23 protein-coding genes and 1 pseudogene are annotated in these 25,461 nt (G+C 70.5%); 19 read left to right on the forward strand and 5 right to left on the reverse strand.

The genetic code is table 11. The annotated features are described in order from the left end of the window. The first annotated feature begins 55 nt into the window (after window positions 1-55). Window positions 56-967 carry an IclR family transcriptional regulator gene (locus tag PCA76_RS16590; RefSeq protein ID WP_272611336.1) on the forward strand — a complete coding sequence of 304 codons (912 nt, stop codon included), beginning with the start codon at window positions 56-58 and terminating at the stop codon, window positions 965-967. Here PCA76_RS16590 and PCA76_RS16595 read toward each other — a convergent pair. Next, window positions 898-1,518 (reverse strand): cysteine hydrolase family protein, encoded by a 621-nt coding sequence (locus tag PCA76_RS16595; RefSeq protein ID WP_272611337.1) that lies wholly within the window; start codon window positions 1,516-1,518, stop codon window positions 898-900. The two genes, PCA76_RS16590 and PCA76_RS16595, sit on opposite strands and share 70 nt — an antisense overlap. A gap of 174 nt (window positions 1,519-1,692) precedes the next feature. Between PCA76_RS16595 and PCA76_RS16600 the strand changes: the two genes are divergently transcribed. The 17 genes and pseudogenes from PCA76_RS16600 (at window position 1,693) to PCA76_RS16680 (ending at window position 19,373) form a co-directional block, all read left to right on the forward strand. Continuing rightward, window positions 1,693-2,487: an ABC transporter ATP-binding protein gene (locus tag PCA76_RS16600; RefSeq protein WP_272611338.1), complete on the forward strand. Its 795-nt coding sequence runs from the start codon at window positions 1,693-1,695 to the stop codon at window positions 2,485-2,487. 21 nt (window positions 2,488-2,508) lie between these two features. Then, window positions 2,509-3,381, forward strand: a complete 873-nt coding sequence (locus tag PCA76_RS16605) for an ABC transporter permease (protein WP_272611339.1) — start codon at window positions 2,509-2,511, stop codon at window positions 3,379-3,381. A gap of 123 nt (window positions 3,382-3,504) precedes the next feature. After that, the gene (locus tag PCA76_RS16610; protein ID WP_272611340.1) at window positions 3,505-4,581 is read left to right on the forward strand and encodes an ABC transporter substrate-binding protein; all 1,077 of its coding nucleotides are present in this window, start codon (window positions 3,505-3,507) and stop codon (window positions 4,579-4,581) included. Further along, complete coding sequence (locus PCA76_RS16615) at window positions 4,578-6,302, forward strand: thiamine pyrophosphate-dependent enzyme (protein WP_272611341.1); 1,725 nt, start codon at window positions 4,578-4,580, stop codon at window positions 6,300-6,302. Before PCA76_RS16610 ends, PCA76_RS16615 begins: the two co-directional genes overlap by 4 nt. After that, complete coding sequence (locus tag PCA76_RS16620) at window positions 6,295-7,719, forward strand: aldehyde dehydrogenase family protein (RefSeq protein ID WP_272611342.1); 1,425 nt, start codon at window positions 6,295-6,297, stop codon at window positions 7,717-7,719. The genes PCA76_RS16615 and PCA76_RS16620 overlap by 8 nt, the downstream gene beginning before the upstream one ends. Further along, window positions 7,706-8,986: an MFS transporter gene (locus PCA76_RS16625; protein ID WP_272611343.1), complete on the forward strand. Its 1,281-nt coding sequence runs from the start codon at window positions 7,706-7,708 to the stop codon at window positions 8,984-8,986. The genes PCA76_RS16620 and PCA76_RS16625 overlap by 14 nt, the downstream gene beginning before the upstream one ends. A gap of 79 nt (window positions 8,987-9,065) precedes the next feature. Beyond that, window positions 9,066-10,265 carry a CaiB/BaiF CoA transferase family protein gene (locus PCA76_RS16630; RefSeq protein WP_272611344.1) on the forward strand — a complete coding sequence of 400 codons (1,200 nt, stop codon included), beginning with the start codon at window positions 9,066-9,068 and terminating at the stop codon, window positions 10,263-10,265. Between the two features lie 30 nt (window positions 10,266-10,295). Next, entirely contained in the window at window positions 10,296-11,162 is an 867-nt protein-coding gene (locus PCA76_RS16635) for a cyclase family protein (RefSeq protein WP_272611345.1), read from the forward strand. Continuing rightward, window positions 11,155-11,852: pseudogene (locus PCA76_RS16640) on the forward strand (MmgE/PrpD family protein); the annotation flags it as partial. The gene PCA76_RS16635 and the pseudogene PCA76_RS16640, both read left to right, overlap by 8 nt. A gap of 105 nt (window positions 11,853-11,957) precedes the next feature. Continuing rightward, complete coding sequence (locus PCA76_RS16645; protein WP_272619433.1) at window positions 11,958-12,584, forward strand: hypothetical protein; 627 nt, start codon at window positions 11,958-11,960, stop codon at window positions 12,582-12,584. Between the two features lie 62 nt (window positions 12,585-12,646). Continuing rightward, entirely contained in the window at window positions 12,647-14,092 is a 1,446-nt protein-coding gene (locus PCA76_RS16650) for a dihydroorotase (protein WP_272611346.1), read from the forward strand. Further along, the gene (locus PCA76_RS16655; RefSeq protein WP_272611347.1) at window positions 14,089-14,976 is read left to right on the forward strand and encodes an HpcH/HpaI aldolase/citrate lyase family protein; all 888 of its coding nucleotides are present in this window, start codon (window positions 14,089-14,091) and stop codon (window positions 14,974-14,976) included. Before PCA76_RS16650 ends, PCA76_RS16655 begins: the two co-directional genes overlap by 4 nt. Before the next feature lie 128 nt (window positions 14,977-15,104). Beyond that, on the forward strand, window positions 15,105-16,007 hold the full coding sequence (locus PCA76_RS16660) for an FAD:protein FMN transferase (RefSeq protein ID WP_272611348.1): 903 nt from the start codon (window positions 15,105-15,107) through the stop codon (window positions 16,005-16,007). Next, the gene (locus PCA76_RS16665) at window positions 15,988-16,518 is read left to right on the forward strand and encodes a flavin reductase family protein (RefSeq protein WP_272611349.1); all 531 of its coding nucleotides are present in this window, start codon (window positions 15,988-15,990) and stop codon (window positions 16,516-16,518) included. The genes PCA76_RS16660 and PCA76_RS16665 overlap by 20 nt, the downstream gene beginning before the upstream one ends. 55 nt (window positions 16,519-16,573) lie before the next feature. Further along, a complete protein-coding gene (locus tag PCA76_RS16670; RefSeq protein ID WP_272611350.1) occupies window positions 16,574-17,422 on the forward strand; it encodes an alpha/beta fold hydrolase in 849 nt (282 codons plus the stop codon). Further along, on the forward strand, window positions 17,419-18,165 hold the full coding sequence (locus PCA76_RS16675) for an alpha/beta fold hydrolase (protein ID WP_272611351.1): 747 nt from the start codon (window positions 17,419-17,421) through the stop codon (window positions 18,163-18,165). The genes PCA76_RS16670 and PCA76_RS16675 overlap by 4 nt, the downstream gene beginning before the upstream one ends. After that, window positions 18,162-19,373: an LLM class flavin-dependent oxidoreductase gene (locus PCA76_RS16680; protein ID WP_272611352.1), complete on the forward strand. Its 1,212-nt coding sequence runs from the start codon at window positions 18,162-18,164 to the stop codon at window positions 19,371-19,373. Before PCA76_RS16675 ends, PCA76_RS16680 begins: the two co-directional genes overlap by 4 nt. A gap of 7 nt (window positions 19,374-19,380) precedes the next feature. Here the strand turns inward: PCA76_RS16680 and PCA76_RS16685 are convergent, their stop codons facing one another. Together PCA76_RS16685 and PCA76_RS16690 are read right to left on the reverse strand one after the other, a co-directional pair. Next, window positions 19,381-20,133 (reverse strand): FadR/GntR family transcriptional regulator, encoded by a 753-nt coding sequence (locus PCA76_RS16685; protein ID WP_272611353.1) that lies wholly within the window; start codon window positions 20,131-20,133, stop codon window positions 19,381-19,383. Between the two features lie 384 nt (window positions 20,134-20,517). Next, complete coding sequence (locus PCA76_RS16690) at window positions 20,518-21,087, reverse strand: hypothetical protein (RefSeq protein ID WP_272611354.1); 570 nt, start codon at window positions 21,085-21,087, stop codon at window positions 20,518-20,520. A 410-nt stretch (window positions 21,088-21,497) separates the two neighbouring features. On the opposite strand from PCA76_RS16690, the gene PCA76_RS16695 reads away from it, so the two are divergent. After that, entirely contained in the window at window positions 21,498-22,499 is a 1,002-nt protein-coding gene (locus PCA76_RS16695) for a tyrosine-type recombinase/integrase (RefSeq protein ID WP_272611355.1), read from the forward strand. 6 nt (window positions 22,500-22,505) lie between these two features. Here the strand turns inward: PCA76_RS16695 and PCA76_RS16700 are convergent, their stop codons facing one another. Together PCA76_RS16700 and PCA76_RS16705 are read right to left on the reverse strand one after the other, a co-directional pair. After that, window positions 22,506-23,177 (reverse strand): fasciclin domain-containing protein, encoded by a 672-nt coding sequence (locus PCA76_RS16700; protein ID WP_272611356.1) that lies wholly within the window; start codon window positions 23,175-23,177, stop codon window positions 22,506-22,508. A 96-nt stretch (window positions 23,178-23,273) separates the two neighbouring features. After that, window positions 23,274-25,382: a M14 family zinc carboxypeptidase gene (locus PCA76_RS16705; protein WP_272611357.1), complete on the reverse strand. Its 2,109-nt coding sequence runs from the start codon at window positions 25,380-25,382 to the stop codon at window positions 23,274-23,276. Between the last annotated feature and the right edge of the window lie 79 nt (window positions 25,383-25,461).

The raw sequence follows: 25,461 nt of genomic DNA on the forward strand, positions 1-25,461 counted from the left end.
GACCGCTGGCGTGCCCTGAATGCACGGACGAGAGGTTGTCGAATGGGGAGCAGCGGTGCCGGTAACTGAACCAGAGGACGGCCATCGCTACACGACGAGTGGTCTGGGTCGCGCGCTGTCCGTGATCGACCTGCTCGCCGAACGCAGCCCGGAGATGATCGGGGTCTCCACTGTGGCGCGAGAGCTGAACCTGCCCAAGGCGGTGGCGCACCGCATCCTCAAGGAGTTGACGGCCAACCAGTTCGTCACCTTCGACGAGGGGACCCGGCGGTATCGGCTCGGGCCGGGCGCTCTGGCGGTCGGTCTGGCCGCACTGCGCGCCATCGACGTCCAGGCGATCACGAACCGGCACATGCGGCGGCTGGTGGAGGTCACGGGGGAAACCGCGACGCTGTCGATGCGGCAGGGCTGGGTGCGGGTCTACACCGACCAGGTGCTCTCGCCGCATGAGATCCGGATGTCCGTCACGCTCGGCTCCCGACATTCGCTGGTCGCGGGCTCGTCGTCCAAGGCGATCCTGGCGGCGCTGCCCGACGCCGAGGTGGCCGAATATCTCGCTACCCACGAGCTGATCCCGGTTACCGCGGCCACCATCACGTCGGTCGAGCAGCTCTGGGCTGACCTGCGGGTGGTCCGCCAGCAGGGCTACGCGGTGAGCCGGGGTGAACGGCAGGCCGGCGCGGCGAGCGTGGCGGCGCCCATCCGGCTCGCCTCGGGCGAGGTCTACGGGTCGCTGTCGCTGTGTGGCCCACAGGACCGCTTCTCGTCGCGGCTGCTGGCCGAGTACGGCGAGCTGGTGGCCGACGCCGCCCGCCAGGCCAGCGCCGAGTTGGGCTACCAGTCCGCCCCGGCCGAGACGGACCAGCAACCGGTGGAGCGCAAGCGGGTCGCCCGGAGTCAGGCGACCCGGACCGCCGCGGACCAGGCCGCGACCAGTTCGACCGAGGTCGTCGTCTCGCAGAAGTAGAAGCCCAGGTTGCGGATCGCCGGCTCGGCGAGGTCCGCGCGGGTCCAGCCGACCAGATCGGTCGGCATCGTGGCGGCCAGGTCCGCCATGTACGCGTCACGGATGGTGGAGTCCACGCAGACGTTGGCGGCCGTGCCGACCACCACCACGTGGTCGCGTCCGTGCGCGCGCAGCAAATTGTGCAGGGGCGTGCCGACGAAGGCGCTGTAGCGCGTCTTTTCCAGGTGGCAGTCGCCCTGCTCGGGCCGCAGGCCGTCGGCGAGCTCGGCGCCCCAGGAACCCGCGGCGCAGACGCTGAGCGGGCTGCGGCCCATCGCCTCGGCGCGTGCCCGCCTCGCCGGTGACACGAGCTGCTCGTGGGCGGCCTGGCGTACCCAGATGACCAGGCAACCGGCGGTCCGGGCCCGGCCGAGGAAGTCCGGCAACCGGCGGGCCAGATCGCTGTTCACACCGACGTCGGCGCCGAGCTTCGCCATGGCGCCGGTGGGGGCGCAGAAGTCGTTCTGCATGTCGATGACCAGCACTGCCGTGCGCCGCGTCGGGTGTTCCATGACAGTTCCTCCGGTGTTGGGCGATTGGTAAGGAACTAGTGGTATGGAGTCGGGTCCCGCGAACCATTGACCTTGCCGGCGAACATAGCTTACGTTCCCTCCAACAGAACGGCGTACTGCACAAGCGAACAAAATCTCGCGGTATTCGCGGACCGGTCGGTGACAGGGGTAGCCATGAGTGCGATCAAAGTGGAGGGCGTCAGCAAGGTCTTCGCCGGCGCCGGCGGGCAGTCGATGCTCGCGCTGAGCGACGTCTCGCTCGACATCGCCGACGGTGAGTTCGTCGTGCTACTCGGTCCGTCCGGGTGCGGCAAGACGACACTGCTGCGGATCATCGGCCAGTTGGAGAGCCCGACCGTGGGGCGGGTACGACTCGACCACGGCGCACGGAACGACAACGCCGACCGCCCGCTGGGCTTCGTCTTCCAGGAGGCCACCCTGATGCCCTGGCGGTCGACGGGCGCCAACGTCGCCCTGCCGCTGGAGATGGCCGGCGTCGGTCGGCGGGAGCGCACGGACAGGGTCCGCGAGATGCTGACCCTCGTCGGGCTTCCCGAGGCGGAGAACAAGCTCCCACACCAACTGTCCGGCGGCATGCGACAGCGGGTCTCCATCGCCAGGGCGTTGGCGCACGACCCGCAGGTGCTGCTCATGGACGAGCCCTTCGGCGCCCTGGACGCGCAGACCCGCGACATGATGAACGCGGAGTTGCAGCGCATCTGGCTGGAGCAGCGCAAGACGGTCGTCTTCGTGACGCACTCCGTCTCCGAGGCGGTGTTCCTGGCCGATCGCATCGTGATGCTGGGGACCAAGCCCGGGCACATCCACTCCATCACCGAGGTGACGCTGCCGCGACCGCGCACCCTCGCCATGACCGAGTCCGCCGAGTTCCGCGCCCTCGCTACCGAGCTGCGCCGCCAGATCGGCGAGGTGCAGGAAAACGAAATCCGACCCGCCGTCTCGGCCTGAGCAGCACTCGAGGTGTCGCACGTGACCACTACAGAACAGCGCCACCCGGCGCCGACGTCGTCCTCTGGACAACCGCTGCGTCCCCCGCCGCCGACCTGGTCGCAGCGACTGCGCAACAACCGCTGGCTGTCCTTCTACACCAGTCCTCTGCTGGTCGTGTTGTTCCTCGTGGCCTGGAAGGTCTACGTCGAGGTCACCGACCTGTCCCGGTTCGTGCTGCCGGCGCCGGAGGCGGTGTTCACCTCGTTCGTCGAGCAGATCACCGACCCGTTCGTGTGGCAGACCCACATCTGGACGACCTTCTACGAGGTCATGATGGGCCTGGCACTGGCCATCGTCCTGGGCGTGGGCCTCGGCTTGATGATCGGCAAGTCGCCGCTGTTCGACCGGATCGCCCGGCCGTTCATCGTCGCCACCCAGGTGGTGCCGAAGGTCGCGCTGGTGCCGCTGTTCATTCTCTGGCTCGGCTTCGGCCCGTCGTCGAAGGTAGTCATGGCGGCGTTGCTGGCCTTCTTCCCGCTGCTGATCAACACCTCGTTCGGCGTCCGTTCGGTGCCACGCTCCATGCACGACCTGATGACGACGCTGAAGGCGTCGCGCTGGGAGCGGTTCTGGAGGGCCGACCTGCCGTACACGATGCCGTTCATCCTGGCCGGCATGGAGCTGGCGGTCGTCCAGGCGACCATCGGCGCGATCGTCGGTGAGTACCTCGGCGGCGACAAGGGCCTCGGCCGGTACGCGGTCAACCTGCAGAACGGCCTCCAGGTCGACAAACTGTTCGGCGCGATCCTGATCATGGCCTTGTTCGGCTTCACCCTCTACAGCATCGTGACCGGCGCCCGCCGGCTCCTGATCCCCTGGCACGAGTCCGTGCAGCCGCGACGCACGCCCTGACGGGCCGCGCCCCGCACCCTCACTCCGATCCATGGTCGGCGCCGCGACGCGGCGCGGGCAGATACCTCCTTGCCTCTATCCGTCGCACCTCATCCATCCCTTCCTCGGCTCCGGGAGATTCTCATGAGAAATGACCGTTCCATCGGCACACCGGTCTCGCGGCGCTCGCTCCTGCGGGCCGGCACCACCGCCGGGCTCCTGCTGCCCAGCGCCGGCGGCATGACCCTGCTGCTCAGTGGCTGCGGCGGCGACGACGACAACAAGGTCAACGCCGACGGCAGCATCTCCGGCTCGTACATGACCGCCTCCGGCATGACGCTGAGCTTCGTGGAGACGATGGTCGCCAAGGAGCGCGGCTTCTTCGCCGAATACGGCCTGAAGCTGGACATCAAAGGTGGGCAGGGCACCGCCACGGCCATCCAGGCGGTCCTCGGCGGTTCGGCCGACCTGACCCGGGCCAACGGCATCAACGCGATCATCGCGGTGGCCAACGAGCAAGCGCCGTTCATCAGCATCGCCGGCGTGCGGCAGAAGTCGCAGTTCGAGGTGGTGTCCCTGCCGAACAGCCCGATCCGCAATCCGGCCGAGCTGGCCGGGCGTACCTGCGGCATCGTGTCCACCGGTGGCGCCACCGAGAACCTGCTCGACGTCATGCTGATCAACGCGGGCGTCAACCCCAAGTCGGTGAAGCGTCCGGTCACCGGTGTCGGCACCGCGGCCTACGAGCTGGCCCGCAAGGGCGATGTCAATGCCTGGATCTGCGTCAACACCGATCGGGCCACCATCCAGAAGGAGGTCGGTGAGGTCGTCTTCTTCAGCACCGACGACTTCGCACCGATGCCGTCGGACTCGTACAACACCAGTTCCAAGATGGTGGAGTCGGGCAGCGACATGCCGGTGAAGTTCCTCGCCGGTGTGCTCAAGGCCATCGACTACGCCAGCAAGGAGGAGAACTGGGACCAGGTCATCAACGACCTGCGTAAGTACAACCCGGAGGCCGACCCGGCCCAGGCGCGCACCGAGCTGCCACTGCTGGTGGAGAGCTGGCTGGCGGCCGGCCCGGACAAGGCCCTGCAGATGGACGACCAGACCTGGCTCAAGGGTCAGGAGAGCCTCATCAAGGCCAAGCTGGTCAAGTCCGCGGCACCGATCGACAAGCTGATCTACCGGAACTACCTCGAGCGCGCGAGGACCCTGTGACAGCCGACAGCGCCGCCGCCGCGGTGCTGGCGGCGGCCGCGGCCAGCGGCGTACAGCGGCTGTGGTTCAACAGCGGCTCCGAGCTGACCTCGTTCCAGGAGGCCAGCGCGCAGGCCAGGCACAGGGGGGAGCCGACCCCCGAAGTGATCACCTGCCCGCACGAGCACGTGGCGCTCACCGCCGCGATGGGCGAGACCATGGTCTCCGGTCGACCCTCCATGACCGCGGCCCACGCCGACCTCGGCCTGTTGCACCACGGCGGCGCCATTCACAACGCGATGTGGGGCGACCACCCCATCATGATCATGTCGGGCTACCCGCCCACCCGGGCGGAGTCGCGCACCTCGCCGGTCTTCTGGAAGCAGCAGCGCTGGGACCAGGGCTCGATCGTCCGGCAGTACGTCAAGTGGGACTACAAGCTGTCCGCGCTCGATGACGCCGCCCTGGTCGTCGCACGTGGCCTACAGGTTGCGCTCGCTCCCCGGCGGGGTCCCGTCTACCTGGCGATGCCGGAGGAGGTGGGCCGGTACCCGATCGCGACCAGTGATCCGGTCCCCAGCGCCCAGATGCTCGGCGTTCCGGTCCTCGGCCCCGGCGATTCCGGCGTGGTCAGTGAGGTGGCCCGCCGCCTCACGGCCGCCCGGCGGCCGGTCATCGTCACCGACCGGGTCGGCGTGGATCCGCGGGCCGTGGCGCTGCTGGCCGAACTGGCCGACACCCTCGGCGTGGAGGTGCGCGCCTCCCGCTACCGGATGAACCTGCCCGACGACAACCCATGGCATTCGACCGCACCGCTGGACGAGTTCGACGTCATCGTCGTGCTGGACCACCCGGTGCCCTGGATGCCCGCTCTGGAGCGGCCGCGCGACGACGCGTGGATCGGCTGGGTGGGGCCCGACCCGATCGAGAGTCGCGTCCCGCTGTACGAACTGCGCGCTGACGCCCGTACCACCGCCGACCCGGCCGCGTTCCTCACGGCGGTGCTCGCCGAGGTCGGCGCGGCCGGTCCGGGCGACGCCGACAACGTCCGGCGGCGTCGGCAACGGCACCCGGACACCGGTGCGTCGCGGGCCGCCACCGGCACCGCGCCGGCCTCCGGTGTACCCACCCCCGAGCTGATCGCCGCAGCGCTGGACCAGCACCTGCGGCCCGACGATCTGCTGACGTGGGAGGTGTTCGACACCACGACGGTCAGCCGTACGAAGCCGGGCACCCTCTTCGAGAAGGGCGGCTCCAGCCTCGGCTGGTCCGTGGCCGCGGCGACCGGCGCCAGCATGGCCGCTGGCGGCGCCCACGCGGTGGCGGTGACCGGGGACGGTTCGTACCTGTTCGGCTCGCCGGACTCGTGCCTGTGGTTGCAGCAGCAGCACAACGCCCCGGTGGTCACCGTGGTCGTCAACAACGGCGGGTACCGCACCGGCACGACCACACTGGCCGCGCACTACCCGGACGGCCTGGCCGTCACCGAACCCACGGTGATCGGCGGCCACCTGACCCCGTCGCCGGACTTCGCGGCGCACGCCCGCTCGCAGGGCTGCTACGGGGAGCAGGTGGTCAGAGCGGCCGACCTGGCCGGGGCCCTGGACCGGGCCCGCACGGCGGTCGCGCGTGACCGCGTTCCGGCGGTGCTGGACGTCTGGGTGCCCGAACACCTCACCGGGTCGATGGATCCGGGACGCCGGGCGCGCCCGGTCCACCCCGAAGGGAACACCGATGGTTGATGTCGTCTCGCCTATCGACGCCCGGGTCCTGACCCGCGTCGCGTCCACGTCGCCGGCCGAGGTGGACGCCGCTGTCCGGGCGGCACGCGCCGCCCAGCCGGCGTGGGCCCGGCGCACCGGCAGCGACCGCGGCCGGATCCTGCACGCGGTCGCCGACCTCATCGAGGCCCGGCTCGACGAGCTGGCCGAGACCGAGACCCGTAACACCGGCAAGATCCTCAGCGACACCCGGCGTGAGGTACGTCGGGCGGCCGGCAGCTTCCGCTACTACGCGGGCTGGGCGGACCAGGTCCGCGGCGAGACCATTCCGGTCGGCCCGGAGTACCACACCTACACGGTGCCCGAGCCGCACGGCGTCGTCGCCGGCGTCATCCCGTGGAACGTGCCGTTCTTCTTCGCCGCCAAGAAGATCGCGCCGGCGCTCGCCTTCGGCAACGCCTGCGTGCTCAAGCCGGCCGAGGAGACGCCGTTGACCGCCCTGCGACTGGGCGAGCTGCTGACCGAGGCGGGCCTGCCAGACGGCCTGGTGCGGGTGCTGCCGGGCGGCCGGGAGACCGGGGCTGCGCTGGTGTCGCATCCGGACGTCGACCTGATCGTGTTCACCGGGCACCACGAGACCGGAAAGGCGATCGCCCGCGCGGCGGCGGCCAACCTCACCCCGGTGGCGCTGGAACTGGGGGGCAAGTCCCCACAGATCCTCTTCCCCGACGCCGACCTGGATCGGGCGGTCGACGCGGTGATCCTGGGCGTCTTCGCCTCCTGTGGGCAGATGTGCATCGCCGGTTCGCGGCTCGTCCTGCACGAGTCCATCTACGACGAGGTCCTCGACCGGGTAGCCGAGCGGGTGCGGGCGCTGCGGGTGGGCGACCCGTTCGACGAGCAGACGGACCTGGGTCCGCAGATCACCGCGGCGCAGCGGGACAAGACGGTGGCGTTCATCGCCGAGTCCACCGGGGCCGGCCGGCTGGTCGCGCAGGCCGCCCTGCCCGACACCGAGCGGCTGCGCAACGGCTTCTACGTGGCGCCGACGGTGTTCGACCGGTTGGACGACGATGCCCGTCTGCTGCGTGAGGAGGTCTTCGGGCCGATCCTGGCGGTGTCGTCGTTCCGCGACGACGCCGAGGCACTGCGGCTGGCCAACGACACCGAGTTCGGCCTGGCGGCCGGAGTGTGGACCGCCGACATCGCCCGGGCTCACCGGTTCGCCGGGCAGGTGCGGGCGGGCACGGTGTGGATCAACACCTACCGGGTGTTGTCGGACCTGGTGCCGTTCGGCGGTGTCGGCCTGTCCGGGTACGGCCGCGAGAACGGCACCGAGGCGGCCCGCCTCTATCTGCGCCCCAAGTCGGTGTGGACCTCGCTGGCCAGCGGAACCCCGCAGGGGTACGGAATGGGAGGCGCGGGTGCGGCAGGCTGACCGCCCGGCCGACGCGCCAGCCGACGAGGTGGGACGCGGGGGGCTCGCGTTACTGCGGGACCGCCGCTTCGGCCCGTACTTCTTCGGGTCGCTGGCGTCCAACACCGGCACGTGGTTCCAGAACGTCGCGGCGATCCTGACCATCTTCGCGCTGACTGGCTCGGCGTTCATGGTGGGGCTGGTCACCGCCCTGCAGTTCGCCATGCAGTTGGTCCTCGCCCCGGTGATCGGGGCATTGGCCGACCGGGCCGACCGGCGGCTGCTGATCATCGTGGGGCAGACGCTGGGCGGTACCGCCGCGGCTGTTCTCGCGCTGTTGGCGTTCCTGGACGCGTTGACCCCCTGGCTCCTGCTCACCTTCATCGGACTGTCCGGGGTGGGCCAGGCGATCACCGGCCCGGCGGCGCAGGCTCTGGTGCCCAACATCGTGGGACGGGCCGACGTCGCCCAGGCGATCGCGCTGCATTCGCTCACCTTCAACCTGTCCCGCGCCATCGGACCGATCGCCGGGGCGGCCACGTACGCGGTGGCCGGCGCCGGTACGGCGTTCGCCGTCAACGCCGCCAGTTTCCTGGTGTTCGCCCTGGCGCTGACCGGCGTACGGCTGCCACGGTCCGGCGACGGGACCGGCCGGCGTGGGCGGCTGGGCGTGTTCGACGGCGTCGCCTACGTGCGTCGCCGTCCCGAGTTGGTGCGCTGTCTGGTCGCCGTGGCCCTGATCGGGTTGGCGATGGAGCCGATCAACACGTTGTCCCCGCTGTTCGCGGAGGGTTTCGGAGGCGGCGAACTGCTGGTGGGTGTCTTCATCACCTTCTTCGGTGTCGGCTCGGCGTTGATCGCCATCTGGGTGGGCCGGCTGCGGCGCACGGTGGGCAGCGGCCGGACGGGCGCGGTCGGCGTGGCCGCGCTGGGCGTCGGGATGGTGGTGCTGGCGGTGAGTCCGGGACCGGTGGTGGCCACCGTGGGCATCGCCCTGGGCGGGGCCGGCTACCTGCTGGCCGTGAGCGATGTCAACGCCACCATGCAGCAGGGACTGGCCGACGCGGTACGCGGCCGGGTGATGGCGCTGTGGTCGATGTGTTTCCTCGGTATCCGGCCGGGTGCGGCGATGCTGCACGGCTGGTTGGGCGACACGTTCTCCGCCCGTACCGGCGCGTTCGTCGCGGCGGCGTCCGCGATGGCCGCCGCAGTGGTGCTGCGCGGACGACTGACCCGGTCCCGGTCGGTCACCGGGCCTGTCCAGGAGGGATGGCAGGCGTCTCGTTGACCTCTCACCACACCACCGCCTATTCTGCTGAGCGAAACACCGTTCGCTTGAAGCGAACGAACCGAGTTGGGGAGGCCCCATGCACGACGGACCGCTGACCGGACTCCGTGTCATCGACGCCTCGACGATCCTGGCCGGCCCGCTGTGCTGCCAGATCCTCGGTGACTTCGGTGCCGACGTCATCAAGGTCGAACACCCCGTCGCCGGCGACAGCATGCGCGGACACGGCCACGCCAAGGACGGCCACCCGCTGTGGTGGAAGGAGATCTCCCGCAACAAGCGGACGATCGGCCTGAAGCTGTCCACGCCGGAGGGCGCCGACCTGCTGCGCCGCCTGGCCGCCACCGCCGACGTGCTGGTCGAGAACTTCCGCCCCGGCACTCTGGAACGGTGGGGGATCGGCCCGGAGCAGCTGCAGGAGATCAACCCCAGCCTGGTCATCGTGCGCATCTCCGGCTTCGGCCAGCAGGGCCCCTACGCGCACCGACCCGGTTTTGGCACGCTCGCCGAGGCGATGAGCGGCTTCGCCCACCTGACCGGCGACGAGGACGGCCCGCCGACGCTGCCGGCGTTCGGCCTGGCCGACAGCATCTGCGGCATCGCCGCCTCCTCGGCCACGATGGTGGCGCTGTGGGCCCGCGAACGCAACGGCGGCAAGGGCCAAGTCGTCGACATGAGCCTGCTCGAACCGATCATGATGGCGGTCGGTCCCGGACCCACCGTGTACGACCAACTCGGCGTGATCGAGCACCGGCACGGGAACCGGTCCACGAACAACTCCCCGCGCAACACGTACCGCACCAAGGACGGTGACTGGGTCGCGGTGTCCACCAGCGCGCAGTCCATCGCCGAGCGGGTGCTGCGCCTCGTCGGCCACCCCGAGGTCATCGACGAACCATGGTTCGCCTCCGGGCGCCAGCGGGCCGCGTACGCCGACCTCCTCGACGGCTACGTGGGCGGGTGGATCGGCGAGCGCACCCGCGACGAGGTCATGCGCGCCTTCGAAGAGGCCGGCGCGGCCGTCGCGCCCGTCTACACCGCCCGCGACATCGTCGCCGACGAACATGTCCAGGCCGCCGCGATGGTGGTCACGGTTCCCGACCCCGACCTCGGCGAGGTGCTGATGCACAACGTGCTGTGGCGCATGTCCGACACGCCAGGCCGGATCCGTTTCACCGGTCGGGCCCTCGGCGCCGACACCGACGATCTTCTCGTCAACGAGCTCGGCTGCACCCCCGACACCGTCGCCGAGCTGCGCTCCCGGGAGATCGTGGCCTGACGGCCGCCACCACCGAAGGTAAGGATTGTCGTGACCACAACGAGCATCACCGCCGAAACCAGCCCGGCGACCGGGACGGGGGCGCTACTGGCCGCCGTCGACGCCGGAGTCCGGGCGTACGACCTGGGCCGTCGCCTGACCATCGGCATGCCGCAGTCGCCGAACCACCCGCCGTTCTGGCATGCCCTGCCCCGCCGCCACGGCGACGCGGTACGACCCGACGGCGGCTCCGCCGCCAACGACATCATCACCATGGGCACCCACGTCGGAACCCACGTCGACGCCTTCTCCCACGTCTCGCAGGACGGCCGGCTGTTCGACGGCTCCGACGCCACCGACGCCGGCCGCGGCGGGCGGTACGCCGACCTGGGCGCGCACACCATCGCCCCGATGGTCCGCCGTGGCGTGCTGCTCGACATCCCGGCCGCCCTGGGCCTGCCCGACGGCTGCGTTCCCGGCTACGAGATCACACCCCAGGACCTGTCGGCCGCCGTCGAGCGGCAGGCCACCCCGGTCCGGCCCGGCGACGTGGTGCTGGTCCGCAGCGGGTGGGGCAGACTGTTCGACCACGAGGACCGCACCCGCTACCTCGGACACACCACCGGCGTACCCGGAGTCGCCGCAGCCGGCGCCACCTGGCTCGCCGACCAGGGCATCCACGCCGCCGGCGCCGACACGATCGCCTTCGAGTGCCTGCGACCGGGCGCCGGGCACAGCGTCCTGCCAGCCCACCGCGTCCTGCTCGTCGAACGCGGCGTCTACATCATCGAGACGATGGCGCTGGAGGAACTGGCCGCCGACGGCGTCCACGAGTTCCTGTTCGTGCTGTCACCCCTGGCCATCTTCGGCGCCACCGGCTCACCGGTGCGCCCCCTGGCGGTGATCGTCAATGGCTGAGCAGACCCTCGCCCGGCAACTCGCCGCCTTCGCCGCCCGCACCGGCGCCGAGCCACTGCCCGAGCGGCTCGCCACCAGCGTGCGCCAACGGGTGCTCGACATCCTCGGGCTGTGCGTGGCCGCGCACCGGCTGCCCACCAGCCGCGCCGCGCTGGACTACGTCGCCGACCAGGGCGGGCGCGGCCAGGCACACGTCGTCGGGCTACCCGCCGCGGTGCCGCGGCGCAGGCCGCGTTCGGCAACGGTGTCCTCGCGCACTCGCTGGACTACGACGACACCCACCTGCCCTCCGTGCTGCACCCCAGCGCCGCCGTCGTCCCGGCGGCCCTCGCCGCCGCGCAGGCCGCCGGCGCCGACGGCGCCGCGCTCACCAACGCGATCGCGGTCGGCATCGAGGTGACCGTACGACTGGGGATGGCCGGCTACGACCCGGTGCTGAACAACTCGGTGTTCTTCGAACACGGCCAGCACGCCACCTCCATCTGCGGCGCGATGGGCGGCGCCGTAGCCGCCGGCATGCTGCTGGGCCTCGACGAGGACGGGCTGCTGGACGTGCTCGGCGTGACCGCCTCCATGGCCTCCGGGGTCATCGAGGCCAACCGGACCGGCGGCACGGTCAAGCGGCTGCACTGCGGCTGGGCCGCGCACAGCGCCGTCACCGCCGCCGACCTGGTCCGGCGCGGCTTCACCGGACCACCCACCGTCCTGGAGGGCCGGTTCGGCTTCTTCACCGCCTTCCTGCGCGGTGAGGCCGACCACGACCAGATCACCGACGGGCTCGGCGAACGGTGGGCGGTGCCCGACATCTTCTTCAAGCCGTACCCCGCCAACCACTTCACCCACGCGGCCATCGACGCCGGCCTGGCCCTACGCGCGCGGGGCGTGCCCGTGGACCGGATCACACACATCGAACTGAAGGTACCCGCCGCGGTGATCCGCACCATCGGGGAGCCGATCGCCACCAAACGCGCCCCGGACACCGGCTACCAGGCGCAGTTCAGCGGGCCGTACGCGGTCGTCGCCGGCCTGCTCGGCGGCGGCGGGCTGGGGCTCGGGCTGGGCGACTTCACCGACGAGTTGGCCCGTGACCCGCAGCGCCGGGCGCTGATGGCACTCGTCGACGTGGTCCCCGACGACGAGTGCAACGCGATCTTCCCGCACCAGTTCCCCGCCATCGTGGCGGTACGCACCGACGACGGACAGACGTGGCGCGAGGAGGTGCTGACCAACCGCGGTGGTCCGCAGCGGCCGCTGTCCGACGCGGAGCTGGCGTCGAAGTTCCGGGACAACGTCGCCGGGCGCGTCGACCCGGACACCGCCGACCAGGTGGTGGCCACCGTGCTCGGCCTCGCCGACGTCGCCGACGTCGGTGACCTGCTGCGCCCACTGACCCGACTGCGGGCCGCCACCGGCGCCGACTGACACCGCCCCACTCCGCTGTCCGCCAACCTCAGGAGCACACCGTGGAACCTTTCGATCTCGTAGTGAAGAACGTCAGAGTGGTGCGGCACGACCACACCGAGCCGGCGGCGCTGGACATCGGCGTACGCGACGGTCGGGTGGCCCGGCTCGCGCCGACGATCGACCCCGCCGGAGCGAAAGCCGTCGTCGACGGCGGCGGCAAGCTCGCCTTCCCGGGCGTCGTCGACGCGCACCAGCACTGGGGCATCTACCACCCGTTGGCCGAGGACACCGGCACGGAGAGCCGCGCCTGCGCGCAGGGCGGTGTCACCTCCGCGATCAACTACATCCGGACCGGGCAGTACTACCTCAACCGGGGCGGACCGTACCGCGAATTCTTCCCGGAGGTGCGCAGCGCCACCGACCAGAAGTCCTACGTGGACTTCGCCTTCCACGTCGCACCCATGACCGCCGAGCACATCGACGAGATTCCCGAGCTGGTCCGCGACCACGGAGTGACCTCGTTCAAGGTCTTCATGTTCTACGGTGGCCACGGGCTGCACGGCCGCTCCGCCGACCAGAGCTCCTTCCTCATGATCCCGCCGGACGCCCGCTACGACTACGCCCACTTCGAGTTCGTGATGCGCGGCGTCCAGGCCGCCCGCGAGCAGTTCCCCGACCTGGCCGACGAGATCTCGCTGTCGCTGCACTGCGAGACGGCGGAGATCATGCGGGCGTACACCCGGTTGGTCGAGGAGGAGGGCACGCTGACCGGGCTGGCCGCGTACAGCGCCTCTCGCCCCCCGCACTCCGAAGGGCTCGCGATCAGCATCGCCGCCTACCTCGCGCACGAGACCGGCCTGCCCACCATCAACCTGCTGCACCTGTCGTCGGCCAAGGCCGTCGACGCGGCGCTGCGCATGGCCAAGGCGTTCCCGCACGTCGACTTCCGCCGCGAGGTGACCATCGGCCACCTGCTGGCCGACATCGACACCGCCTACGGCCTCGGCGGCAAGGTCAACCCGCCGCTGCGTCCCCGCGAGGACGTGGAGGCGCTGTGGGGCTACCTGCTCGACGGCAATCTCGACTGGGTCGTCAGCGACCACGCCTGCTGCCGCGCCGAAACGAAGTTCGGCGAGCCGAAGGACGACATCTTCGTCGCCAAGTCGGGCTTCGGCGGTGCCGAGTACCTGCTACCCGGCCTGGTCAGCGAGGGCTCCAAGCGCGGCCTGTCGTACGCCCGTGTCGCCGAGCTGACCTCGTGGGCGCCGGCACGCCGATTCGGACTGGCCACCAAGGGCGCCATCGCCGAAGGGTTGGATGCCGACTTCTGCCTGGTCGACCCCGATCACACCTGGACGGTTCGGGCCGACGAGTCGCTGTCGGCACAGGACTACACGCCGTTCGAGGGCATGGAGCTGACCGCTCGGGTCACCGACACCTTCCTGCGCGGCGAGCAGATCCTGCGCGACGGCACCGTGGTCGGGCAGCCACGCGGCCGGTACCTCTCCCGCCCCACCCGGCCGTGACCGCCGTCGGGCGACCCCGGAGCATCGCGCGCAGCTACCTGTACGTGCCGGGCGACCAACCGGACAAGGTGGCGCGGGCGGCGTCCCGGGGCGCCGACGCCTGCATCCTCGACCTCGAGGACGCGGTGGCACCGGCGAACAAGGCCACCGCCCGCGCGACCGTCAGCGCGTTCCTCGCCGACGGTCGCGCGGCGGCGCCCGCCGCTCCGCAATGGTGGGTACGCCTCAACGCGGACACCCCGGCCGCTGACATCGCCGCGATTGCCGGCCCGCACCTGACCGGCGTGGTCGTACCGAAGGCCGACGTCGACCTGCTGGCCGAGGTGCACCGGCTGCTCGGCGACGCGGAACGGGAGCACGGCCTCCCGGTCGGTCACGTGGCGGTGTTCGCGCTGCTGGAGACCGCCGGCGGCGTGCTGCGCGCCGAGGCCGTGGCCGCCGCACCCCGGGTCGAGCGCCTCGGCCTGGGCGAGGCGGACCTGGCGGCCGAACTGTGCCTGCAACCTGGCCCGGACAAGGTGGAGCTGTGGCCGCTGCGGTCGCGTGCCGTCCTGGCCTGCGCGGTGGCCCGCCTCGCCCCACCGGTGGGGCCGACGGAGACGGTCCTGCGGGACCCGGACCGGCTTGAGGCGACCAGCCGGCTGCTGCTGCGTCAGGGGTTCCGTGGACGCACGGCGATCCATCCCGCGCAGGTGCCCGTCGTCAACCGGGTGTTCTCGCCGACGACGGCGGAGGTCGAGGCGGCCCAGGACATCATCGACCGGCTGGGGGGCGCCGAACGGAACGGCTCGGGGGTGGCGGTCACCGCCGATGGACGAATGATCGACGCGGCGGTTGCCCGCAGCGCGCGCGAGGTGTTGAGCCGGGCCGTGGCGGGCCGCTAGCGGCTGGACGGGGCCGGGTGACCGGTGGACAAGGGGCTGGCCGGCGTGAATTGCCTGGCCAGACCCTTGCTCCCTAAACATGATAATGTTTAGCATGTTTAGGACTGCGGGTGAGGGGAGAGTCCGACATGAACGCGTCCATCGCTGCGACGCAAGGCCGAGACCACCTGCCCACCGTGCAGCGGCACACCTGCGAAATGTTCACCTGCGACATCACACTGGCGAGCAACGGCCCGCCGGCCACACCGTTCACCGAGGTGCAGCGGCGGTTACGGGAACTGGACCAGCGATACTCCCGCTTCCGCGCCGACAGCGAACTCTCCCAACTCAACACCGCCGCCGGGCAGTGGCACCACATCTCCGACGACCTGCACGCGATGCTCCGGCACGCACTGGCGGTGGCCGTCGCCAGCGCCGGCCTCGTCAACGTCGCGATGCTGCCCCGGCTACTCGCCGCCGGCTACGTACGCTCATGGGGGACAGGCGCCCCGACCGCCGCACCGCCCACGACACCGACGCCCGTGCCACCGTTGGCCTCGCTGCTGGAACTGCGCCACCACAGCGCCCGCCTGGCACCCGGCTACAGCATCGACATCGGAGCGCTGGCGAAGGGCAGGTGGGCCGACGACGTCGTCACCTGGCTCGGCCCCAACTCGGCAGCCAGCATCGGGGGAGACGTCACCTGCCACGGACCCGGCCCAGCCGGCGACGGCTGGCCCGTCGAACTCCCCAACCGCGAGGTACTCCTGGTACGCGACGGCGGCGTCGCCACCAGCGGCACAGGCAAACGCCGCTGGGGCAACACCGGACATCACCTGATCGACCCGCGAACCGGACAGCCCGCCACCTCCGACATCACCCAGACGACGGTCCTCGCCGCCACCGGCGCCTGCGCCGACTGGGTCGCCTCAGCAGTGGTCATCGGCGGCAGCCCGGCAGCAGATCGACTCACCGGCCGAACCGACGTGCACCGCATGTGGCTCAGCCGAGCGGACAAGGGGGAGAGGCACAATGAACCACACCAGCCGTGACCTGACCGGCCAGGACCGCCTCGTCGAGACCCCCCGCTTCCGGGCCGCCTTTCGGCAGGTCCCCGCACCCGTGGCGATCGTGCTCGTACCCGCCGGCCCGGCCGGCGTCACCGGCATCACCTGCACCTCCGCCACCTCACTGTCCGGCCAACCACCGATGGTGCTGGTCGCCGTCGACGAGAAGACCGGCCTCGCACCACTGGCCGAGCGAGCCGGCCGATTCAGCATCAACTACCTCGCCGCCGACCGCGCCGCCTGGGCACAGGCATTCGCCGCCCGCGGTCGAGACCTCGACGAACTCACCGCAGCCGTCGTCACCGGCCGCACACAGGTGCCCACCCTCGCCACCGGCACCACCGCGGTCCTCGAATGCCGCACCACCGCCGTCCACCAGGGCGGAGACCACTGGATCCTGTGCGGCGAGGTGCTGCACGCCCGATCCCAGACCGACGCCCGGCCGCTGCTCTACCTCAACGGGCGCTACGGCACCTTCCAGGCCGACGAGCTCTGACAACCCCCATCGGCGGACGACCCACCCGCTTCCGAACCGCACCCAAGGCAGGAAAATGCCCCCACCACGCACCCACACCATCAACGCCGGCGGGTTCACCACCCGCTACTGGGAATGCGCGCCACCCGGACAACCCGAGGGCACCGTCGTCCTCGTCCATGATGGAGCGTTCGGCGGCGACGCCATCGGCAGCTGGGCCGGCGTCATGCCCATCCTCGCCAAGCACTACCGCGTACTCGCACCAGACATGCTCGGATACGGCGATACCGACAAGGTCGTCTACCTGGACCGATCCCCGTACTCCTTCCGCACCGCCCACCTGGCCGCGTTCTGCGCCGCCCTCGACGTCGACGCCGCGCACTTCGCCGGCCAGTCATTCGGCGGGTCCCTCCTGCTACGGGCACTCGCCACACCAGCACCCACCCTGCCAGCGCTGTCCGCAGTCAGCATCTGCGGCACCGGCGGCCCGTGGCGATCGACCAAGGGAACCACCGAACTCGCCCGGTTCGACGGCACCGAAGAAGACGTCCACCGCCTCGTCGCCCTCATGACCGACGACTACGCGGGCTTCGACAAGACCGTCCAGGTGCGCTACGCCAACACCCGCAAGCCCGGACACGTACCAGCGTGCCTGGCCCCCCGCCTACGCCACCCCACACTGCCCAAGCCGGACAGCCCCGACGACTGGCCCACCCCACTGCGCGACAGCCCCGTGCCTGTCCTCGTGGTCGAGGGCACCCGAGACGACCTGCTCGAACCGGACTGGGGCCGACACTTCGAGAACCTGTCCCCACAGGTCCACGTACACCGCATGGACGCCAGACACGCGCCGAACCTCGACCAACCCGAGACGGTCGCCGCCCTCCTGCGAACCTTCTTCACCCAGGGGAGGGGCACACCGTGAGCACCCTGCTGTTCCTCCACGACGCGGACGTGCTACCCGGGCCGGTCGGCGCGCTGAACCTGCTGGCAGACGACCTCGACGTCGTCGTACCCCGACACCCCGGCTTCGGTAGTCCACTGGACAACACGACGCAGGAGTGGGACACCGTCGCCGACCTCGCCCAGCACTACCTGTCCGGCCCCGCCGCCGAGCTGGCACACGCACCGCTACACCTGGCAGGCGCAGGCTTCGGCGGCTGGATCGCCCTGGACATGGCGGTACGCGCACCCCACCTGTTCACCTCACTCCTCCTCGTCTCCCCGTACGGGGTGAAACTGTCCGGGCCAACCGAGCCCGACTTCGCCGACATCCTGCTGCTCGACCCGACCGAAGTGGTGGAACTGGGCTGGGCCGACCCGACGGCCTGCCACGACCTGCGGATGCCCGGCTACCCGACCGGCCTCACCGACAACGAATACGAACGGGCCTTCGCCGACCGGGCCGCCCTGTCGCGATACGCCTGGAAACCATTCCTGCACGACCCACGGCTCCGCCGATGGCTACACCTGGCCACCATGCCAACACTCATCCTCGCCGGCACCCACGACCGGCTCGTACCACCACGGCACAGCGCCGCACTGGCCGACCTGCTGCCGTCAGCGCGCTTCGTCGACCTGCCGCACGCCGGGCACTACCCGTACCTGGAGCGCCCCGACGAATTCCACCGGCTGGTCCGGTCCTTCCTGATCGGAGAGGCCCAGTGAGGCTCTACCACTTCACCGAAATGCCCTACCCGTTCGTCCCACCCGAGGCCGAAGAGGCCAACCGGGGCCTCAAGTACTTCATGCCCAACCGGTACTACGACCCGATCCTCGGCCACGAGCTCTACCAGCGGTACCTCGACGAATACGAACTCGCCGACGAACTCGGCTTCGACCTGATGGTCAACGAGCACCACCAGTCGGCGTCGACCCTCCAGGTATCGGCCACCCTCAGCGCCGCGTCGGTGCTGCACCGCACCCGACGCGGCCGGGTACTGGTGCTCGGCACCCCACTGCCACACCGCGAAAGCCCCATCCGAGTCGCCGAGGAAATCGCCTACCTGGACTCGGTCAGCGGCGGCCGCATCGACTGCGGCTTCGTCCGCGGCGTCCAGGGAGAAACGTTCCCCTCCAACCAGAACCCCGTACACAACCTGGAGATGTTCATCGAGGCCCACGACCTGATCAAAAAGGCGTGGACCAGCGGCGACGTCTTCTCCTGGGAAGGCCGCCACTACCACTACCGGTACGTCAGCGTCTGGCCACGCCCATACCAACAGCCGCACCCACCGATCTGGATCAGCGGCACCTCAACCCGACTCGTCGAATGGACCGCCACACACGGCTACACCCTGTGCAACCTCCTCGGCACGTACGACGACACCGCGACCTCCTTTCGCCTCTACCGCCGAACAGCCGTGGCGGCCGGACAACCCGAACCCGGCCCGGACCGCTTCGCCTACATGGCCCTGTGCCACGTCGCCCCCACCGAGGAGAAGGCCCGCGAGATCGGCCGCAAACTCATGTACTACCTCAAGCCCGGAAACCTGCGACTCGGCGCCGCCAGCCCACCCGGCTACTTCCCGCCGTCCGCCGCCGTGGCCGCACTCCAGGGCCGCCTCGGAGCCGTCCGCCGCATGAGCTACGAGGACCTCATCGACGCCGGCATCCTGCTCGTCGGCACCCCCGACCAGGTCACCGCGCAGATCCACCGCCTCTACGAGCAGACCGGCGTCGGGCACCTCATCCTCATGAACCACGCCGGCGACATGACAAGCAACGAGGTACGCGACCACCTCACCCTGTTCGCCAGGGAGGTGATGCCCGCCGTCAGCGCCCTCGGCACCGACTGGCGCGACCAGGACACCACCTGGCGGGTGGACCAGGACCGCACACCGGTGCAGGCGGTGCTCTCCAGCGCACTGTCCTGACCGGACATCACCACCAGCCGATCACCTCGTCGTGCAGACCGCCGTAGTCACGTTGGAGGTGATCGGCCAAGGCGACCATGTGCGCCCGCATCAGCCTCTCCGCCTCAGCCCCGTCCCCGTCGACGATCGCCGCGGCGACCGCCTGGTGCTCACGCCGCACGTCCTCCCACCGCTCCGGGCGACGCTCGGCCGCGACGACCCGCTCGGTGTAGATCTCCTTCAGCGCCCGGCCGAACAGATCCAACACCCCATTGCCCGACAGACCCGCCACCACACCGTGGAAACGCTGCATGACAGCCAGGTAGCTGGCCTCATCGCGCTCCTCCAACGTGCTGTGCTCACGCATCGACTCGGCCAACTCGCGCAGATGCGCGGCGTCGCGCCGCTCGGCGGCCAACCGGGCCATCATCGGCTCCATGATCACGCGCGCCTCGACCAGCTCACCGAACCGGGTCCGCCCCATCTGCATGAACAGCGCCATCGTCCGACCGAACGTATGCGGATCAACCGCACCGACGATGGGCCCACCACCACGACCCGGGCGCACCCGCACCAGGCCGTTGATCTCCAAAATCCGCAGCGCCTCGCGCAGTGTGCCGCGACTGACCCCGTACGCCTGCAGCATCTGAGCCTCGGTGGACAGCGCCGCCCCGGCGGGCAGCCCCTGCTCGACGATGTCCTCCAGGATCTGCCGGGCCACCAACTCGCCCATCTTCGCCGCGTACTGGCGGAATCGCGGGGTGGGCTGGGCATCAGACATGACCCGATTCTACGAGCCCACGATCTTGCAGCCGTCGACTGCTTCACGGCCGGTCCACCCGGCGGGGGAGCGGCAACCACGACAGCGCCTGAGACAGCAGCGCCCGGCCGGCCGGCGAGTCTCCTCACCGCCCGGGCAGCGATCCCACTGCGATCAAGCTGCTCGGTCCGGACCGCTGTGCGGCCGTCTCAGCGGTCCGGCCTCGGGCCGCACCGGCAGCGCGCGACGGCAGATTTCGGCGGCGTACGTGACGGCAACGCGTCCGTCGAGAAGGCTTGAGTGCAGCTCACAACCGGGCGACCTGCACTCAAGCGCACATTCGATAATGCACATTATGTAAAGTCGGGTTGATTGGGTGGTCCCCCCACCACCGGTCAGCGGTGGTCAGTCGCGCGTCAGCCCTGGCGGTAGTGCGTCCTCGTCGGGTCGGACCAGACGGGCGTTGACCAGTGGGTTGCGCTGCAGTCCCGCACATAGGGCGGCGCTGCCGCCGACGTCGGTCCAGGTGTCGTCCCAGAGGGCGGAGACCAGCCAGGAGCGATCCGCGGGAAAGAACAGGTCGGGCAGCGGCCCGTCGCCCCGCATGTGACCGGTCCGCCATGTGAGGGCCTGTTCGGGTCCGGCTTCGACCAGGACGTAGGGCCAGTCCCAGTACAGGGACACCTTCGGCGCGCGTGGAAAGACGATGTCGTGGGCGCCGGTGTCGAGATAGCCCAGCCACCAGGTCTGGTCCGGCGTGTACGCGCCGAGTTCGTCGACCACGGCGCGCTCGTGGTCGACGAAGCTGACGCCGTCGGGCGGATAGAAGGTGGCGTACGCGTCGAACACCGGCGGAATCGCCGCAGTGATCGAGACGCCCGGTGTGGTGTGGCCGGCGAGCCAGGCGACGTCGTCGGCCGTGCCGATCCGCCAGGTCCGACCCTCCCTGACGAAGTCCCTGGGGTCGGTCGACACCGATGCGTCACCCGCGTCGCGGCTTCCTGCGACAAGGGTTGGTGCTGCCCAGGGGGCCCAGCCAGGCCGATCGGCCGCCCGCCACTCGTGCCCCTCGGGGCAGGCCCAACCTAAGGGATCGTCGGGCTCCCGGTACACGGTCGGCCTGCCGGACCGGCCACAGTCGGGACAGATGGCGGCTGGCAACGTCATACCGGGCACGTTACGTGCATCTCGATCAGCGCGACTCGTTCCCGCACTGGTCCGGCTGGCACGTCGACCAGGTGGTGCCCGTGCTCGTCGTACACCTCCTGGTGGTGTCTGGGCGAAGGCCAGCGCCTCGGCGTAGCTGATCCGGCGCGCGGCCGTGCGTTCCACTCCCCCTCTCTGAGCACTTTCCGGAAACCCGAAAATGCTGCATAATATCCCTTATGCATGACAAACAGGACGAATCGCTCATGGTGTTGATCGAGGAGTTCCTGACCGCTCGGGCCACCCGCAAGCCCTCCCCCCACACCCTGGCCGCGTACCGGCGGGACCTGCACGCGGTGGTGGCCCTGGCCGCGGAGGTTGCCACCCCTCCCCTCCCCCAGGACGCGCTGTCGATCACCGACCTGTCCCCCCGGCTGATGCGGGCGGCCTTCGCTCGGTTCGCCGCACCCCGGGCCGCCGCTTCGGTGCACCGGGCCTGGTCCACCTGGAACAGCTTCTTCACGTTCCTGGTGGCCGACGGCGTGGTGGCGGGCAACCCGATGCCGGCCGTCGGACGCCCCCGGGCACTACTCCCCCAGCCGAAGCCGTTGCGCGGCGCCGACACCCCCGAGCTGCTGCTCGCCTCGGTGGCACGCGACGACAGCCGGCAGCGCGACCCGTGGCCCGAGCGGGACGTGGCGGTCTTGGCGGTGGCGCTCTGTGCCGGGCTGCGCCTGTCGGAGTTGCTCGCGCTGCGGGTCAGCTCGCTGGCCGGTCGGCCCGGTGAACGGCGCGTCGAGGTGGTCGGCAAGGGCGGGCGGCCCCGGGTGGTGCCGATCGAGGCGGATCTGGATCGGGTGCTGTTGGACTACCTGGACAGTCGGGCGCGGCGCTTCGGTTCGCGGTCGGTACGCCCCGACTCGGCGTTGTTGGTGGACCGGCACGGCGAGCCGCTGCGCCGTGGTGGGCTCCAGTATCTGGTGGAGTCGTGTTATCGGCGGGCGGGCATCGGTGACCGGGTGCCGCGTGGGGCGCGGTTGCACGCGCTGCGGCACACGTTCGCCACTCGTCTGGCCGAGGATGGAGCGAGCGCGGTGGAGATCATGCGGCTGCTGGGGCACGCGTCGTTGGCGTCGTCGCAGACGTACATCGAGGTGACGGCCGGTCAGCAGCGCGATGCGGTGCGGGCCAACCGCACCAACCGGGCGCTGGCGGCGCTGGTGCCGGTGGATCAGGGGTGAGGGTGGTCAGTGGGCTCGCTGGTCGCTGTCGTTGGCGGTGACGGGCAGCGGGCCGAGTACGGCGTTGATGATGTGGATGCGGGTGTTGGTGGCCTGGTAGTCGGCGCAGACGGCGTCAGCGCGGTCGGCGAGGCGGACGGTGGGGCCGGTGCGGGTGACAGCGACGGTGGTGCCGTCGAGGGTTGTGGCGGTGCCGGCGTTGGCCAGGTCGCCGATTGCGTGGGCTCCCGTGATGAGGTGGGCCTTCAGCAGGGTGCGTAGCTGATCGCCGTTGCGGGTCATGAGGTCGTCCCAGTTGTCCTCGGAGAACGTGGCGGCGAAGGCGTCGTCGGAGGGCGCCAGGATGGTGACGCCGGTGCCGGTGGGCAGGTCGGTGAGGACGCCGCTGGTGCGCAGGGCCGCTTCGAAGGTGGTGAGGGTGGGGATCCACCGCAGCGCCTGGTCGGCGGGTTGACCGGCGAGGAAGGTCGGGTTTCCGGGGTCGGTGCCGGTGGGCAGGGCGGCGCAGAGCGGGCCGCTGACCTGGGGTGTCGCTGGTTCGGCGTTCGCGCGGGGGGCGGCGGGGGTGCCGGTGCAGGCGGTGACGGCGAGCAGCAGGGTCGGCGCGAGGAGGCGGAGGCGCCGGGTGGGTCGGGGGTGCCGCGGTGGGGTGCCGTTCGGGGTGGCGGGGTGCGACACGGCGGTCTCCACGGGTCGGGGGTCGGTGGATGGGTGGTGCCGGCGGCACGGGCGTGGTGCCCGCGCCGCCGGCACGGTGGCTCGACTATCTGGTGGTCACAGTGCCGCGCACTGGTTGGTGCGCGGACCGTGCACGGTGTTGGTGACGCCGAGGTTGATCGGGGCGGGGCTGTTTGCGGTGCAGCTGAGCGGGCCGCGGATGGTGTTGCCGGCCAGCAGGGGTGCGTTGGTGCGGGTGGTGTTGCCGGACAGGCTGACCGGGCCGGCGATGGTGACGTCGATGATGGAGATCGCGTCGGTGGTGTTGGTGATCTGGACGGGGCCGTTGATGGAGCTGTCGGCGAGGAGGACGCCGGCGGCGCCGGTGGCGCTGACGGGGCCGCTGATGGTCGTTCCGGTCGCGACGAGTGCCGCGCCGGCCCGGACGGTGACCGGGCCGTTGATGGTGGCGTCGGCGGCGCAGGTGAAGCCGGAGACGGTCAGTGGTCCGTTGCGTCGGCCGGTGAGGGTGGGGTAGATGCGTTCGCCGTCGGTCAGCTTCTCCACGCCCTTCGTGTCGAGCAGCAGCGGGATGAGGCCGCGTTCGGGCTGGTTGAGGGGTACGTAGTAGCCGTCGCTGGTCTTGATGACCTTCCAGCCGTGTGCGGCGATGCGCTGCGCGACGGTGGTGCCGATGCCGCCGGGTCCGTCGGTGCGTGCCCCGTTGTACTGCTCGTCGGTGAGTTTGTAGGCGCACGGGGCGTTGTCGAGGATGAGGTCGGCGCGGGGTGCGTCGAGCGGCGGCGGGCTGTCGCCGGGGTGCGGGGCGGGGTGGGCGGGGATCGGTCGGGAGCCGCGGAAGACGAGGCGGCCGGTGTTGGCGGCCTGGATCTCGATGGACTCGGCGCGGGAGTTGAGGATCTCGCCGCGGTCCGCGCGGTGGTAGTCCAGGAACTGCTGGAAGGTCCACAGTGCGGAGTAGGTCTTGCGGCGCCGGTTGTTGGCGGTGTTGCCCTCGTCGGGTCGGGTCTGGCCGCCGGAGCTGCGCAGTTCCAACAGGGAGTTGGCGACGTTCTTGAGGCCGAGGGTGTTGCGCAGGATGGTTTCTTCGCTGAGGCCGACGTTGCCGCCGCCTTCGCAGCCGTAGGGGCAGGCCCACCAGCCGGCTTCGGCGCCCTTGGCGTACATGTGGCCTTCGATCATGTCCTGGGACTGGTCGAAGATGGGTTGGGGGACGTTCTGGTGTCGGGGCGGCAGCATCGGTAGGTCGCCGGCGCGGGCGTTGCCGAACTCGTGGCCGTCGTAGCCGGCGACGGGACGGTAGTCGCGGACCATGGTGATGTACGCGGCGGTCTCCGGCTGGCGGATCAGGGAGTAGTCGCGGTTGAGGTCCTGGCCGGTGGAGTTGCCGCGGGTGTTGGCGGCCCGGCCGTCGCCGTTGATGGTGGGGACGATCAGGACGGTGGTGCGGCTGAGCAGGTCCGTGACCCGGGGGTCGGTGCTGAAGGCGAGTTGCCGGGCCATGATGAGGCAGGCTTCGCGGTCGCCGGGTTCGTTGCCGTGCACGTTGCAGTTGATGGCCACGGGTGCGGTGGCGGCGACGGCCTCTGGGGTGGCCGCCGGGGTGGGGTAGCCGATGACCATCATGTTGATGGGTCGGTTCTGGACGGTGCGGCCGAGTTCGACGACACGGACCCGGTCGCTGAGGGTTTCGATGGCGGCGGTGTAGGCGTACTCGTCGGTGTCGCTGGTGTATTGCGCGGCGTGGGCGGTCTCCCACTGGGTGCGTAGTTGCTCGCCGGGGGTTGCGGGGTTGCCCCAGGGTGCGGTGGTGGTGGCGACGACCGGGTCGGAGTAGGGCTGTTCGGTGGTGCCGGCGCGGGCGCGTACCCGCCATTGGAACGTGTCTCCGGGGTTGAAGCCGGAGTCGGCGAAGGTGGGTGCCTGTTGGTTGATCTGGCGGTTGGGTCGCCAGATGCCGACGATGGTCGGTGCGCCGGTGGGGGTGCCGGTGGCGTCGACGGCGGTGCGTTCGATCTGGTAGTCGCTGGCCCCGTCGATGGGCTGCCAGGCGAGGGTGGCGTACCCGTCGGCCTGGCGGACGGTGAGGTTGGCGACCTGGTTGGGTTCTGCCGCGCTCTGGGCGTTGGCGGGGGTGGGTGCGGTGGTGAGGGTGATGGCGAGGAGTGTGGAGATGGCGATGACGGTGGGTCGCTGGCGTCTCATGTGGCCTCCGACTAGTTGATCGTGGCGCGTGCCGATCAGCATGATCGTCGAGGTGCGTCGATGCAATGATCTTGAGGGA

The organism is Micromonospora sp. LH3U1 (assembly GCF_028475105.1).
Lineage (GTDB): Bacteria > Actinomycetota > Actinomycetes > Mycobacteriales > Micromonosporaceae > Micromonospora.

Excerpts from the sequence above, each read along its gene's own strand:
- PCA76_RS16595 (WP_272611337.1), bottom strand. The coding sequence starts at position 1,518 with ATGGAACACCCGACGCGGCGCACGGCAGTGCTGGTCATCGACATGCAG.
- PCA76_RS16600 (WP_272611338.1), top strand. The coding sequence starts at position 1,693 with ATGAGTGCGATCAAAGTGGAGGGCGTCAGCAAGGTCTTCGCCGGCGCC.
- PCA76_RS16610 (WP_272611340.1), top strand. The coding sequence starts at position 3,505 with ATGAGAAATGACCGTTCCATCGGCACACCGGTCTCGCGGCGCTCGCTC.
- PCA76_RS16620 (WP_272611342.1), top strand. The coding sequence starts at position 6,295 with ATGGTTGATGTCGTCTCGCCTATCGACGCCCGGGTCCTGACCCGCGTC.
- PCA76_RS16630 (WP_272611344.1), top strand. The coding sequence starts at position 9,066 with ATGCACGACGGACCGCTGACCGGACTCCGTGTCATCGACGCCTCGACG.
- PCA76_RS16660 (WP_272611348.1), top strand. The coding sequence starts at position 15,105 with ATGAACGCGTCCATCGCTGCGACGCAAGGCCGAGACCACCTGCCCACC.
- PCA76_RS16665 (WP_272611349.1), top strand. The coding sequence starts at position 15,988 with ATGAACCACACCAGCCGTGACCTGACCGGCCAGGACCGCCTCGTCGAG.
- PCA76_RS16670 (WP_272611350.1), top strand. The coding sequence starts at position 16,574 with ATGCCCCCACCACGCACCCACACCATCAACGCCGGCGGGTTCACCACC.
- PCA76_RS16685 (WP_272611353.1), bottom strand. The coding sequence starts at position 20,133 with ATGTCTGATGCCCAGCCCACCCCGCGATTCCGCCAGTACGCGGCGAAG.
- PCA76_RS16695 (WP_272611355.1), top strand. The coding sequence starts at position 21,498 with ATGCATGACAAACAGGACGAATCGCTCATGGTGTTGATCGAGGAGTTC.
- PCA76_RS16705 (WP_272611357.1), bottom strand. The coding sequence starts at position 25,382 with ATGAGACGCCAGCGACCCACCGTCATCGCCATCTCCACACTCCTCGCC.